General features: G+C 65.6%; 10 protein-coding genes. 3 read left to right on the top strand and 7 right to left on the bottom strand.

Going from position 1 to position 13,892, the window contains the following annotated elements; all coding sequences use genetic code 11:
• The first annotated feature begins 189 nt into the window (after positions 1-189).
• Positions 190-1,551: an MFS transporter gene (locus DVS29_RS14105; protein ID WP_118181206.1), complete on the top strand. Its 1,362-nt coding sequence runs from the start codon at positions 190-192 to the stop codon at positions 1,549-1,551.
• A gap of 54 nt (positions 1,552-1,605) precedes the next feature.
• On the opposite strand, the gene DVS29_RS14110 is transcribed toward DVS29_RS14105, so the two are convergent.
• From DVS29_RS14110 to DVS29_RS14130, 5 genes are all read right to left on the bottom strand, one after another.
• The gene (locus DVS29_RS14110) at positions 1,606-3,567 is read right to left on the bottom strand and encodes an AI-2E family transporter (RefSeq protein WP_118181089.1); all 1,962 of its coding nucleotides are present in this window, start codon (positions 3,565-3,567) and stop codon (positions 1,606-1,608) included.
• Between the two features lie 73 nt (positions 3,568-3,640).
• Positions 3,641-4,567 (bottom strand): alpha/beta fold hydrolase, encoded by a 927-nt coding sequence (locus tag DVS29_RS14115; RefSeq protein ID WP_118181090.1) that lies wholly within the window; start codon positions 4,565-4,567, stop codon positions 3,641-3,643.
• 146 nt (positions 4,568-4,713) lie between these two features.
• Complete coding sequence (locus DVS29_RS14120) at positions 4,714-6,120, bottom strand: sugar porter family MFS transporter (protein WP_118181091.1); 1,407 nt, start codon at positions 6,118-6,120, stop codon at positions 4,714-4,716.
• Between the two features lie 175 nt (positions 6,121-6,295).
• Complete coding sequence (locus DVS29_RS14125; RefSeq protein WP_338069327.1) at positions 6,296-6,745, bottom strand: hypothetical protein; 450 nt, start codon at positions 6,743-6,745, stop codon at positions 6,296-6,298.
• 160 nt (positions 6,746-6,905) lie between these two features.
• Entirely contained in the window at positions 6,906-7,856 is a 951-nt protein-coding gene (locus DVS29_RS14130) for a LysR family transcriptional regulator (protein WP_118181092.1), read from the bottom strand.
• A 489-nt stretch (positions 7,857-8,345) separates the two neighbouring features.
• On the opposite strand from DVS29_RS14130, the gene DVS29_RS14135 reads away from it, so the two are divergent.
• Positions 8,346-10,247, top strand: coding sequence for an alpha/beta hydrolase (locus tag DVS29_RS14135; protein WP_118181093.1), 1,902 nt, complete (start codon positions 8,346-8,348; stop codon positions 10,245-10,247).
• Between the two features lie 80 nt (positions 10,248-10,327).
• Here DVS29_RS14135 and DVS29_RS14140 read toward each other — a convergent pair whose 3' ends face one another.
• Entirely contained in the window at positions 10,328-11,071 is a 744-nt protein-coding gene (locus tag DVS29_RS14140) for a phosphatase PAP2 family protein (protein WP_338069328.1), read from the bottom strand.
• Between the two features lie 26 nt (positions 11,072-11,097).
• Positions 11,098-11,652 carry a RodZ family helix-turn-helix domain-containing protein gene (locus tag DVS29_RS14145; protein ID WP_118181094.1) on the bottom strand — a complete coding sequence of 185 codons (555 nt, stop codon included), beginning with the start codon at positions 11,650-11,652 and terminating at the stop codon, positions 11,098-11,100.
• A 679-nt stretch (positions 11,653-12,331) separates the two neighbouring features.
• Here DVS29_RS14145 and DVS29_RS14150 point away from each other — a divergent pair.
• Positions 12,332-13,840 (top strand): sigma-54 dependent transcriptional regulator, encoded by a 1,509-nt coding sequence (locus DVS29_RS14150; protein WP_118181095.1) that lies wholly within the window; start codon positions 12,332-12,334, stop codon positions 13,838-13,840.
• The last annotated feature ends 52 nt before the right edge of the window (positions 13,841-13,892 follow it).

The raw sequence follows: 13,892 nt of genomic DNA on the forward strand, positions 1-13,892 counted from the left end.
GATCGGGGTTATCCCGCGTTGACCCGCTTCCCGGCGGGTGACTAGAGTCGGAGGTTTGGTTCGTATCGTGAATCAGCGTTCTTATGTCGAACATTGAATTCGACATCGGCCGTTGAACCGAATGATTCGAACGATCTGCCTCGACGCGCGACGTGGCTCGCGCGCGAAGGCCTCGCACCGGGATCCGACATGAGCCGACTACCAGCCGTGAATGTGCAGACGTTCATCAACGAACAGCGTTTCGGCGCGTTCCAGTGGCTCATCTTCGGGATGTGCTTCGTGATCGTGCTGCTGGACGGCTTCGATACCGCGTCGATCGGTTTCATTGCGCCGTCGCTGCTGGGCGAATGGCATATCGGCAAGCCCGCGCTTGCGCCGGTGCTGAGCGCGGCGCTGTTCGGGCTCGCGTGCGGCGCGCTGGTGTCGGGGCCGCTGTCCGACCGGCTCGGCCGGCGCAAGCTGCTGATCGCATCGGTGCTGCTGTTCGGCGTTGCGTGTCTCGCGTCCGCGTTCGCGAGCGACCTCACGCAACTCACCGCGCTTCGCTTCGTCACCGGCATCGGGCTGGGCGCCGCGATGCCGAACGCGGTGACGATGATGAGCGAATACTGCGCCGACCAGCGCCGCGCGACGATCATCAACCTGATGTTCTGCGGCTTTCCGCTTGGCGCGGCGTGCGGCGGCTTTCTCGCGGCCTGGATGATCCCGCAGTTCGGCTGGCGCAGCGTGCTGCTGCTCGGCGGCGCGACGCCGCTGCTGCTCACGTTGCTGCTGCTCGCGACGCTGCCCGAATCCGTGCGCTACATGGTCGCGAAGCAGTACCCGGCCGAACAGATCCGCGCAGCGCTGCGGCGCATTTCGTCACGTGCGGACGAAGCCGCGTCGTTCACGATGACCGAGGAGAGCGCAGTCGACGCGAGCAAACGTGGTGCGGCAGTGGTGCTGTCGCGTGCGTACGTGGTCGGTTCGGTGATGCTGTGGGTCGCGTACTTCATGGGCCTCGTGATCTTCTACGCGTCGATCAACTGGATGCCGGTGCTGCTGAAGGAAGCCGGCTTGCCCGGTCCGCGCGCCGCGCTGATCTCCGCGCTGTTCCCGCTTGGCGGTGTGGGCGCGGTGCTGTGCGGCATCTTGATGGACCGCTTCAACCCGAACCGGATCATTGCCGCGTGCTATGCGCTGACCGCGGTCAGCGTGTATCTGATCGGCCAGGCCGTTGGTAATGTCGGACTCCTGATGCTTGCCGTGTTCGCAGCGGGCGTGCTGATGAACACCGCGCAGTCGTCGCTGCCCGCGCTCGCGGCGGCGTTCTATCCGACCCAGGGGCGCGGCACGGGCGTCGCGTGGATGCTCGGCATCGGCCGCTTCGGCGGGATTGCCGGCTCGTTTCTCGTCGCCGAACTGGCGCGCCGGCAGTTTTCGTTCGGCGGGATCTTCGCGGTCGTTGCGGTTGCCGGACTGGTGGCGTGCGTCGCGCTGCTGGTCAAGCAGATCGCGCATCCGCAGCGGGCGACGGAGGTGAGGGCGGCGGCGGGGTCGTTGGGGCATTGAAGCGCGTTGCGCGTCGGTCCGACACGCCACGCGAGGTGCCCAGCAAAAACAACCCTAGCCGCTACGCACCGTGGCCGGCTGTGCGGATGGCGTCACTGGCGAACTCTCTGCCTTGACCGGCGCCGCATTCGCCGCGAACAGACACTGCTCGACGATATCCCGGAACGCGGTCGCCGTGCGCGCACTTGCAACGATCGCCGCATCCGCGACGCGCTCTGTCTGACCGCCCACACCCACCACCATCGTGATACCGCGCGAGCGCTCCTGGATACGCCTGAGCAGGTTGCGCAGATACGGCGGCGATTCGGCCGCGTCGAGCGTGATGATGCAGACGAGCGTCGAGTTCTTGAACGCCGAGGTATCGACAGTGCCCGCGCGCAGGTCTTCGTAGTTCGCGACGAGCGGCTTGAAGCCGCGGCGCGCGAGCAGTTGTCCCGCGATCGCGGCGGTCGGCGCATCGAATGCGCCACGGCCGGCGATAATCAGAATCTGCGCGCGATCCGGCGGCGGCGCGGACGGCTCGACGGTTACGCCGCGCGCGGCCGCGTCATCCTTCGCTTCCGGCATCGGCGTCGGCGCGAACTCAGGATGCGGGCGCTGATCGGGCGCGCCTTCCACCGTCTCCAGATTCTCGACGATGTCGAGCAGCGCCTCGTTCATGCGCGCGAGCTGATCGGTCGTGAACACGCCGCGCAGCGCATCGTTACGCGCAAGGCGCAGCCCTTCGCGCGCCACGTCGTCGTAGTAATCGATCAGCGACATCTCGCGCAGTATCCGCTCGGCCTGCACGATCGCTTCGTGCGGGTCGTCGGCGAGCAATCGCTGATAGAAGTTCTGCGCGGGTGTCAGCGCGGGCTGATCGCCGAGCAGCACGGTCAGGAAGCGCAACCGCTCCGCGTAGCGGCCGAGCGTGACGACGCACAGCGTGAGCGGCGTGGACAGCACGAGGCCGATCGGCCCCCACAGCCAGCTCCAGAAGATCGCGGCCACGACGACCGCGAGCGGCGACAGCCCCGAGCTGTGTCCATACAGCAGCGGCTCGACCACCTGGCCCGCGATCACGTCCACCACCACGAACATGATCAAGGTCCACACGGCCATCGTCCATTGCGGCTGGATCGCGGCGGCGAGCATGGTCGCCGTCAGCGCGGCGATCCAGGTGCCGATATACGGCACGAAACGCAGCAACGCAGTCAGTACGCCGAACAATAGCGCGCCTGGCACGCCGATGATCGCGAGCCCGATCGAGATCGTCGCGCCCGCGCCGACGTTCACGCCCAGCTGCGCGACGAAGTAGCGCGACAGGCGGCTCGCGGCGTCGTTGATCGCGGTGGTGGTGCGATGCAGGTCGCGTGAACCGAACAGACGTATCAGCCGGTCGCGCAGGTCTTCACGCTGCAGCAGGATGAAGATCGTTACGACGAGCACGATGAAGCTCGTCTCGAGCGGCCCGACGACCGGCGTGAACACGCGTTGCGCGACCTGCAGCGGCGATGGCGCCGGCTCGTGCACTTCGACCGGCATCGGATTCGTCGCCGTCGGCTTCGACGAGCGGCCGCGCGGCTGCCGTTCGGCCGGCCGTTCCGGCGTCACGCGCTGGAGCGCGGCCGCGGCGCGTTGCAGCAGATTGTCCGCGCGTCCGACGGTCTTCTCCTGCACCGTCTCGATCTTCGCTTCGATCGCTTCCTGGTATTGCGGCAGCGAACTCGCGAGCTGCGCGATCTGCGCGCCGATCAGCGTGCTGACCGCGAGCAGCGAGACCAGTGCAGTCAGCACCGCGACGAAGATCGACGGCAGCTGGCCAAAATGCAGCCGTCGCAGGAACGATACAAGTGGTGCGAGCAGGAAGCTCAGCAGCACCGCGAGTGTGATCGGAATCAGCACCTCGCGCGCGAAGTACAGTCCGCTCACTACTACCCCCGCCGTGATGATCGACGTGAGGCCGTGCATGGTGGGCGTGCCGGGCGGATAGACCCGGTTCGGCGGCCGTTCGGGTGTGGGTAGATTGAATTTCATGTACCGCTCTCTTCGTGACGCTTCATGACGTTGCTTGACGATGCAGAACGCGTGCAAGTATGTCAGAAGGCGCTCAGCGGTTGCGTGACGGTTCGACGGGCCACGTCGCCGACAGGTGCGCGAGCACCGCGCGCGCAACCGCTTCGGGGCGTTCGCGCGGCGGGAAATGTCCCGCGCCCGCCACCAGTTCGCGGCGATAGCCGGCGCTGAAATGCGCGTCGAGCCCTTCGGACGTGGCGGGTTCGTCGCACATGTCTTCGGCGCCCTGCAGCATCAGCGTAGGCACGCCGATGTGGTCGATCGTGTGCAACCGTGCGGTCAATGCGGCGTAGGCCGGGTCCGACAGTTCGTCCGCACGCCAGCGGCGCCGGTAGCCGTTCAGCGTGACCGGCACCCAGTCGGGATTGTCGAACGCGGCTGCGGTTGCGGCGAATTCGGTGTCGTCGAACCAGCCCGGCGGCGACCACGTTTCCCACTGAATCCTTGCGAAGCCTTTCGGATCGGCACGTACCGCGTCCGGTCCGCCATCGAGCGACATGAACCACTGGTACCAGAACCGGCGCGCCTGCGAGAACGATGCCGGCAGCTCGAATTTCGCGTTCGGCTGGAACGCGAGCGCGATCGCCGCGATAGTCGGCACGCGCTGCGGAAAGAGCGCCGCGAGCGTGTAGGCGACGCGGGCGCCCCAGTCGTGTCCGACTACCGCGAAGCGTTGCAGGCCGAGCGTATCGGCGAGATCGATTGCGTCCTGAGCGATCGCGACAGCGGAGCCGTCGCGCACGGTATCCGCACGCAGAAAACGCGTGTGGCCGCTGCCGCGCAGCTCGGGCACGATCGTGCGATAGCCGGCGGCATTGAGCGCGTTCGCGACGGGTGTCCATGCGCGTGCCGCGTCGGGCCAGCCATGCAGCAGCATGACGGCGGGCGCGTTCGGGTCGCCGGAATCGGTGAAGGAGATGTCGAGCGTGGGCGTCGTGGCGTGGCGCGTTTCGATGGCCATATCGTGTTCCTTCCTTCATGTGCCGTGGGCAGGAGCGACCCGATTGCGGCCGGCACTGCCCGAAGCGATCTCACGACTTTACACCGATCGCCGCTGCCTCCGCATGATCGACGATGACCGCGGCTGTGCGGAGCGCGATGCGACGCTCACTGTCCCAGTTGCCGCAGCGGCTTGCCCGCCATCAGGTTGCGCTCGATCTGCTCGAGCGAAGCCGAACGGGTCTCCGGCACATAGCGCAGCGTGACGAGGATGAAGAGCGCATTCAACGCTGCGTAGAGCCAGAAGGTCTGCGCATGACCGAACGTGTTCAGCAGCGTCAGGAAGGTGGCGCCCGCCACCGTATTCGCGATCCAGTTCACGAACGTGGACGCGGCGATGCCGAAATCGCGGCCCTTGATCGGCTGGATCTCCGCGCACAGGATCCAGATCATAGGACCCGCCGACATCGCGAAGCCGACGATGAAGAGCAGCAGCGCGGCGACCGCCACCATCTGCGTCGTGCCCGACGTGATGCCGATGTGCAGCATCGCGCCGAGCGTCGCGAGCGATGCCGCCATCACCGTGAAGCCGATGTAGAGGATCGGCTTGCGGCCCCAGCGGTCCACGAGCCCGATCGCAATGAAGGTCGACGCGACGTTCACCGCACCGACGATCACGGTGCCCCACAGCTGGTCGTGCGCGGAGCCGTAGCCAGCCAGTCCGAAGATACGCGGCGCGTAATACATCACGACGTTGATGCCGGTGAGCTGCTGCATGATCTGCAGCAGTACACCGAGCCACACTGAACGCCGGAAGTTAGGATTGCTGCGAAAGAGCCCCCAGCCTTCCTGGGTGATCTTCAGCTGGTCGCGGATCTCGCGCATTTCGACGTCGATTTCCTTGCTGTCGGTGCGCAGATGTTCGAGCACCGTCTGCGCTTCCTTCTCGCGGCGCACACTCATCAGCCAGCGCGGGCTTTGCGGCAACAGCAGCAGTCCAGCGAGCAGCGCAAGCGCGGGGAACGCGATCACGCCGAGCATCCAGTGCCAGTTGCCGGTGCCGCTGAACGCGGTGTTCGACAGGAACGCGGCGAGAATGCCGACCGTGATCATCAGCTGGTTCAGCGAAATCATCGCGCCGCGCATCGTGCGCGGCGCGATCTCGGACAGATAGAGCGGCGCGGTGAACGACGCGATGCCGACCGCGATACCCAACAGCACACGTCCACCGATCAGGAAGCGCGGATCCGGCGAAAACGCGCAGACCGCGGATGCGCACGCGAACAGCGCCGCGCCGATCATCAGCGAATATTTGCGGCCGATCGCCTTGGCCATCCAGCCGGACAGGAGCGCACCGAGCGCGGCGCCGACCATCATCGAGCTGACGATCCATTCCTGCACCTTGTCGCTGACGTGAAACTGCTTGGCGATGAATGGCAGCGCGCCGGAGATCACGCCGATGTCGAGGCCGAACAGCAGGCCCGCGAGCGCGGCGATGGCGCAGGTCATGACGACCTGAAAGCGCTTGTGCGACCCGGCCGCGTGCGCGGACAGCCCATGGTGTGCGGACGACATGACGTTCCCTTCCGGTTGACGTTGGACCGGGCGCCATCTGCGTCGCGCGAGGCGTGCTGCGCGCGTGTTTGCGGGGTCGAACGCACGTCGTTCACAGCGTGTCGCGGCCCTGGCGCCGACTGGCGATCAGGTCAGCATTCGCCGTGCCCAGCAGCGGCGCCCGCAGCGCCAGACGCTAGAGCTTCGGGCAGGACATGACCTGCAGCGGCTGCGTCGTGATGCCTGGCTTGCCGTCGGTGGCCTCGGTGCCTTGCGGTGGCGTCGAGATCAGCCGCACGCCGCGGGGTCCCGCATTCGCGAGCGCGTATTTTTCCTCGCTGCCTTGCGGTTGCCAGTACGCGCGAAAGAGCGAACCGCCTTCGCTGAAGACGAGCAGCTTGCCGTGCGTCGTCTGGCCGCCGGAGACGAAGTCGACTGCTTCACCGTCGCGCAGCGCAAAGCCGGCGTCGGCGCTACCGGACGAGCCTGGGCCGACCAGCTTGCCGCATGGCGCATCGCCAGTGCCAGTATCTGCAGGAGAGTTTGCAGCGGGCGCGGCATTGTCGGCTGCATGCGCGGGCTCGGTGACGAAGCATGCTGCGCCGAGCAGGCATGACGACAGCGCAAGCGCAAAGCCAGTTTTCACGCGGGACCTCCTGGGTCGGAGAACGATCTCGCGTCGGCAGCAAGCGATGTGCCTGCGCGATTTGCAGCTGACAGGCTGCTAAGGGCCGCGGAGGGACGAAGAAAAAGAGGCGTTGCGCCGCCAAGACTGCACACGGCGCAACGACACCCAAGGAGACGGTTCAGGCCACGGCTTCCGCGAGACGTTCGGCGCCGGCCGGCGCGCGCGCCGGCTTGATGGGCTCGGCCTGCGCGAAGTGCTCGACGAGGTGATCGACGAACGTGCGCACCTTGGCCGGCAGATGATGGCGGCTTGGATACGCGATGTTGATCTCGATCTGCGGCAACTCGTATTCGGGCAGCAGCTTGACGAAACGGCCACGCTCGAGATCGCGACCGACGAGGTAATCCGGCAGTACCGCGACGCCCATGTCGAGCAGTGCGAACTGGCGCAGCATTTCGGTGTTGTTCGCGACGATCGCGTTGGCGGGCCGCACGCGCACTTCGCCGTTGGGACCGGAGAACACGCGCTCATCGCCGAAGTATTCGGTCGGCAGGCTGAGGCATGCGTGTTCCGCGAGCCGTTCGGGGCGCGTCGGCACGCCGCGTTTGTGCAGATACGTCGGCGTCGCGCATACGGTCATGCGGCTCGACATCAGGCGGCGGGTGACGATGGTCGAGCTGCGCATCTGCCGCACGGCCACGATGCCGACGTCGTAACCTTCCTCGACGAGATCCACCTGGCGGCTCACCAGCGTGACGTCCGGCACCACCTTCGGATAGCGCGCGGTGAAGCTCTGCAGCACCGGCGCGAGATTGTGCAGACCGAACACGACGGGCGCGACGATGCGCAGCGTGCCCACCGGCTCGTGATTGCGCGCCACCACCATCTGCTCGACGTCCTCGAGTTCATCGAGAATCTGCCGCGCGCGTTCCAGATACACCTGACCGGCTTCGGTCAGCGAGAGGCTGCGGGTCGTGCGGTTGAGCAGCCGCGTGCCGAGCCGGCCTTCGAGGTCCGCCACATGACGCGTCGCGACCGCGCTCGAAATACCCACCGCGGTGGCCGCTCGGGCGAATCCGCCCAGCTCCGCCACCTTGGCGAACACGCGCATCGACTGCAAATGGTCCATGGGTCGGCTCCTGCTGCAAGAACACTTTCGTTGATCGGTGATGCACTGCCCATCGCTGCATTGTGCGAACAATGGCCGCCAGTCAAGGCGCCTCGACACACAAGCAGTATGGAGCGGGGACCATGGCCAGACGCTGTCCGTAATATGGCCGATTTGTCAGTTGAGTCTGGACCGTGCGTTCGATACGGGCGCGGCAAGCGGGTTAATCGGCCGTTGGCGCCGACGGAAGTTGCCGATGACCCCTTGGCCCAGCCGCAATGTCACGAAAGCGCCACAGGCGGTATGGGGGGCTCCAGGTGCCATCGGGCGCAGGCGGTGCACCTGAAAAGGGCACGAACCCTGAGTGGGAAAGCGCACCGACCATGTTTCGGCCGGCGTTGCTTACTGTTCGCAAGCCGCGCACGACGCGGCATGGGAGGCGCGGGTTGCCGAGGACGCTGTGGGGCGTACGGCCCGCCATAAATAATCGAGACAAAAGGATGTACTGCAATGAAACCTGTCGTTTTCAGTGGGGGACATTTCGGCTGGCTGCATGAGGCCGAAGGCGCGAGCGGCGTGGTGATGTGCAATCCGCTCGGCCACGAAGCCATGTGGCTTCATCAGGCGATGCGTCGTTTTGCGGACGCACTCGCGGCGCGCGGCATACCTGTGCTGCGCTTCGACTATCTGGGCACCGGCGATTCGCTGGATGGCCCCGACCTGCTGCATCCCGCGCGCTGGGTCGGCGAGACGCTGCAGGCGATCGAGTACTTCAGGAATGTGACAGGCGTCGAACGCGTGTCGCTCGCGGGGTTCCGCTTCGGCGCGACGATCGCCGCGCTCGCGGCGACGCAGGTCGACGTGGATGCGCTCGCGCTGTTCGCGCCGGTCGTGCAGATGCGGCTCTACATGCGCGAGATGAGCGTGCTGCATCAGACGTGGCGGCAGAAAGCGCAACTCGAAGCCGGTGAATGCCTGACGCCCGCCGGCGCGTTCGACGTGCTGGGTCATCGTTTCAGCGACACGGGTCTCGACGAACTGCGCGAGCTCGATCTGCGCACGATATCGAACGGGCGCGCGCCCGCGCCGCGCATCCTGATCGCGCACAGCGGTCTGCGCGACAACAGCGATGCGCTGGCCTCACATTACGTGTCGCAAGGCGCCGCCGTGGAGTCGATCGAGTTCGATCACTACACGCAGACGCTGCAGCCGGCCTGGCTCACCGAACCGCCCGATCTCGCGATCGACGGCGCGGCGAAGTGGTTCGCGCAGACACTCGCAGATGTCGCGCCGGGTGCGCAGCGCCGGGTCGCTGCCGCGCAGATGCCCGCGCAGCCCGCGCTCGTGATGCCCGGCGTGACCGAGTATCCGGTCGGCGTGGGCGATGGCCGCATGTTCGGCGTGCTGTCGATGCCATCGCGGCAAGCGCCGCCTGCCAGCACGCCGGTGCTGCTGATCGCGAACACGTCGGCCACGCACCACATCGGCGATGGGCGCTTCAGCGTCGAACTCGCGCGGCAACTCGGGCAGCTCGGTTACGCGACGCTGCGTATCGACGCGGGCGTGCTCGGCGACAGTGCCGGCGCCATCCATAACCGCGTGATGGGGCTCACGCCGTTCGATACGATCGGCGCGGATCTGTCCGATGCCGTCGACTGGCTGACGAAGTGCGGCTACCGTCACATCGCGCTGTTCGGCATCTGCGCGGGCGCGTACGCGGCGCTGCGCGCGGCGCGCGCCAATCCGGCGGTGCGCGCGCTGGTGCTCGTGAATCCGGCCAGTTTTCATCTGCCTGATGGCTGCACGATGGTCGGCTCGACGCAGATTCCGCGCGGCTCGCCGCGCGCGCATCTGCGCTCGATGTGGCGCGCCGGGAAGTGGGCGCAGGTGCTGCGTGGGGAAGTGCGGCTCGCGCCGGTCGTGCGCACGATGTGGCGTCATGGCGTCGCGCAGTTGCAGGGCGCGGTCGCGAACTACACGAACGACATGCTGTGCGCGAGCAACTTCAGCCACGAGGTGCGCGGCCTGTTCCGCCGGCTCGATGCGAACGGCGTGCATGTGCGGATGCTGTTCAGCCCGCGCGATCACAGTCTCGACGAGCTCTACATGCACTTCGGCGTGAACGGTCAGCGCCTGCGCAGGCTGTCGCGCGTGCGCGCGCTGATCTTCAGCACGATGGATCACGAAGTGCTGGATCGCGGCTCGCGCGAGCATGTGGTCGCGATCTGCCACGCGCTGCTGCACGAGGCGTTCTTCACCGCGTCGATGGGCGAGTCTGCCGCGCCGACGCTGACGCCGGCGGAAGAAGCCGTCTTCACGCCGGGCGCCGAGGCCGCGAACGAGCCGTACGGACCCAACGCCATCCGCTTCGATTCGGGTGTCGCGTCGAACGTGTGGACGCACGGCCGCTAAGGCAATCGGCGCTCACCTGGTGAGCGCCGAATCGACAAGCCGTTTCATGTGATGGACCAGACAACTCGACACGCGCGCGCTCAGCGCGCGTCGTCGAGCTTCGTCGTGATGGTCTGCTGCCAGTGCGGCGCTTTCATGTCGATCCACGTCGACACCGGCGCGATCCTGCCATGGCACACCACTACGATCGCGAGCGCGATCGCCGCGTAGGTGGTGGTCAGATCGCGCCTTAGCGCGACCGTGCGTGCGCTTCCCGTCACCTGTTCGACTACGTAGCCCGCCTGGCGCTTGAACATCGGCGCGCAGGTGAGCGTGGCGACGAGCGTGCCGAGCGCCATGCCGGTGACGACCTCGGCGGTGGTGTGGAAGCCGAACAGCTTGCGCGAGATCCCGATCACGAGCGCGAATGCGAGGCCGCCCAGGAACATGTTCAGCACGCTATGACGGCGCGTGTGCGTCGCGCAGATTGCGCACACTGTGGGATAGACGGCGCTCGCGAGCATCGTGTGCCCGCTCACGACCGTGAAGTGCAACGCCTGCACCTCGATGCCCCAGCCCGCGTACGCGACCTTCGTCGCGGCGACGATCGCGGCGCCCGTGCTGAAGCAGATGGCCCACGTGATCAGCGCGCGCCACGCGCGGATGAATCCGAGCCACAGGAAGATGAACGCGGCCAGCGGCCCTGTCAGATACGGGTCGCCGAAATTGGTGAGGAAGAACAGCAGGTGTCCGATTGGGTGTCCGATGATGAGCCCCGTCAGTGTCGTGAACCGCGCGTGAAGACTGTTGTGGCCCGCGTCCGCTAAACGCGGAGACGCAGGCACGTCACGCCGCGCAGTTCAGTTGAAGTTCAGTGATGACCGTCCGACACGACCCAATGCCTCGCATGCCGTGTCGCTCTCCAGTGTTTGTGGGTCGGCGTCCACGTATCGTTCCCGGCCAGAGTGTGAGCATCTGTATCGGGCAGATCGAGCACCGTCTCGTCGTTGTCGGCGAGCATTGCGGCGTTCATCGCGCGCTGATGGGCTTCCCGCATTGCGCGGCAGCCAGTCCAGTGCGGGTGCGCGAGGCAGCGATGACTGATCGGCGGGATTGCGTTCGCATCGCCAGCCATTGCTTCGCTCTGCGATGGATCGGTAAGAACGGGCGCGATGTCGGTGGGTTGAGCGGATGCATTCGGTAAAAGCGGCGCATTCGGTGTGGGATTGTGCGTGTCGCTTGTACCGATCACACCTTGCGTCGTGGTTGCGGACAGACGCGCCGCGGCCATCAGCGTGTTCGTTGGCGAGAGGGTTGGAGAGGGCGTGGGCGCGTCGGCTGCGCGCTCAACGTCCTGCACGTCTTCGGTATTGAGGTTCGGTCCCGACAGATGATCGAACGCGGACTTCGCGGCGATTCCCGTCATCAGCGCAATCGCGCACGCACCGTAAATCAGGTTGTTGCGACGTCTTAGCGAAATGGGTCCACGACGCGCGTTAGCATCGTAACTGGAAGTAAAAGAAGTAACGTGTGGGGGGCGTGACTCAGCGCTCGCATTCGCGTCGTTCGATGCTTCACGTGCGCCGCCGGGCGCTGGGCGAAATGCCGTCGAGCCCGCGCGCAATGGGTCTTGCGCGACATTGCTCACGCGCGGTCCGCGCATGCCGCCTCGGGGGCGAGAGGGTGGTGGCTGGTCCCGATTCATTCACACGAAGCGGCTTACGCGGTGTTGATCTGGTGCCGCTCTTCCTTGAGAATGGGCGCCAGTCCGGATGGCCTGAATGTTCAGTAGATGTCCTTTTTCGCTTTGCGGCCGGTATCCGTATGTGCGGGCTCGCACACAACTGTTGCTACGTCACACGCGTTTATTTTTTTAGTGGCACGATGGGATAATCCATTGCGTCATACGTCTAACGCGAGTGACTGCTACAGTCGATTCTGGCAAAGCGCACCCGGCTTTCCATGCGCCCGCTCACGCAACCGCTCAAGCGGCGCCAGTATCGCGAAGCTGCTTCATCGGACCGGAAGAGGCAGGCAGTTTGCGGTCACTACTCGAACAGGCCATTCACAGGGGAGGGGGAATATCAACCGTGTGAGGCTCCGGTATGAAAAGTCAAGCTTGTCGAACGCTCGTGTTTGTCTCGCGCACGTCGGGACAACAGCAGCTTCACGACACGCTGCGACAGTCCGGTTGGAACGTCGCGGTGCTGGGAACTGCCCAGCAGGTCAAGCGGTATCTGTCCAAAGCGCAGGCTACGGTCGGCGTCTTCGACTTCGCCAGCGGATTTTCCGCGGCTGAAGTCGCCAGCTTCAAATCAAGCTTCATCAGTCGCGAAGTCGGCTGGGTGGGTCTGCTTGGTGCCGGGCAACTCGCCAACGAAGCGCTGCGCGATGTGATCCGCAATTACTTCTCGCGCTACCTGACGCTGCCGTGCGAAATGGAGCGCATCGTTGAAGCGGTCGGCCACGAGCATGGAATGATCCTGCTCAACGACCGGCCCGTTGCCGAGAGCAGCAAGGAAGACATCGTCGGTGCGTGCGCCGCGATGAAGGAGCTGTTTCGCTCCATCAGCAAGGTCGCCAATACGGATGCGCCCGTGCTGATTCTCGGCGAGTCCGGTACCGGCAAGGAACTGACTGCCAACGCGATCCACAAGCGTTCGATTCGCCGCAACGGCCCGTTCATCGCGATCAACTGCGGTGGCTTGCCGCATCAACTGGTGCAGTCGGCGCTGTTCGGTTACGAGCGCGGCGCGTTTACGGGCGCTTACCAACGCAAGATCGGTCGCATCGAGTCCGCGCATGGCGGCACGTTGTTTCTCGACGAGATCGGCGATCTGCCGCTTGAAAGCCAGGCTGTGCTGCTGCGCTTTCTGCAGGAGCGCAAGATCCAGCGGCTTGGCAGCACCGAGACGCTGGATGTCGACGTGCGGGTGATTTCCGCGACGAACGTCAGCCTCGAAAAAGCCGTTGCGGAAGGCACGTTTCGTGCTGACCTCTATCACCGTCTCTGCGTGCTGAACATCGTGGAGCCGCCGTTGCGCGAGCGCGGCACCGATATCGAGCTGCTCGCGCATCACATTCTCGACTGCTACCTGGAAGACGGGCAGCGGTTGATTCGCGGCTTTTCCGATTGCGCGGTGAAGGCGATGTACACGCATCAGTGGCCCGGTAACGTGCGCGAGCTGGTGAACCGTGTGCGTCGAGCGATCGTGATGGGCGAGGGCCGGGTGATCACCGCGGTGGATCTCGAACTGGAAACGTGGTCGGCCGAGCGCGACGCGACGCTGAACCAGGTGCGTGCGGCCGCGGAACTCGAAGCAATCGAAAGTGCGTTGATGCGCCATGGCGACCGTCCGCATCCGGCTGCGCGCGAACTCGGCATTTCGCGCGCCACGCTGTACCGGTTGATGGCGAACCACGGTGCGCGCCGGCGCGATCACGACCAGACCGTGGTGGCAAGCAGTGCGGGCGCCTCTCAGATGGGCCATTCCGTGGGTCATCCGGTTACGCAGCAGGCGCGCGAGATTGAAGAAGTCGAGGAGTGCGTCGCCGCCGCGACCAACGACGACAGCGTCTATCCGTCTCCGTCACGCAGACGCGCGGGCGAGTGATTCCGCCCGCTTCGTCGCTTCACTTCTTTTCGTTTCATTCAGCAGGACAGGC

The sequence above is a fragment of the Paraburkholderia phosphatilytica genome, assembly GCF_003443895.1.
GTDB lineage: Bacteria > Pseudomonadota > Gammaproteobacteria > Burkholderiales > Burkholderiaceae > Paraburkholderia > Paraburkholderia phosphatilytica.

What these genes read in the sequence shown, in the direction of transcription:
- DVS29_RS14105 (WP_118181206.1), top strand. Translation starts at nt 190, where the DNA reads ATGAGCCGACTACCAGCCGTGAATGTGCAGACGTTCATCAACGAACAG.
- DVS29_RS14110 (WP_118181089.1), bottom strand. Translation starts at nt 3,567, where the DNA reads ATGAAATTCAATCTACCCACACCCGAACGGCCGCCGAACCGGGTCTAT.
- DVS29_RS14115 (WP_118181090.1), bottom strand. Translation starts at nt 4,567, where the DNA reads ATGGCCATCGAAACGCGCCACGCCACGACGCCCACGCTCGACATCTCC.
- DVS29_RS14120 (WP_118181091.1), bottom strand. Translation starts at nt 6,120, where the DNA reads ATGTCGTCCGCACACCATGGGCTGTCCGCGCACGCGGCCGGGTCGCAC.
- DVS29_RS14130 (WP_118181092.1), bottom strand. Translation starts at nt 7,856, where the DNA reads ATGGACCATTTGCAGTCGATGCGCGTGTTCGCCAAGGTGGCGGAGCTG.
- DVS29_RS14135 (WP_118181093.1), top strand. Translation starts at nt 8,346, where the DNA reads ATGAAACCTGTCGTTTTCAGTGGGGGACATTTCGGCTGGCTGCATGAG.
- DVS29_RS14145 (WP_118181094.1), bottom strand. Translation starts at nt 11,652, where the DNA reads ATGACGGGAATCGCCGCGAAGTCCGCGTTCGATCATCTGTCGGGACCG.
- DVS29_RS14150 (WP_118181095.1), top strand. Translation starts at nt 12,332, where the DNA reads ATGAAAAGTCAAGCTTGTCGAACGCTCGTGTTTGTCTCGCGCACGTCG.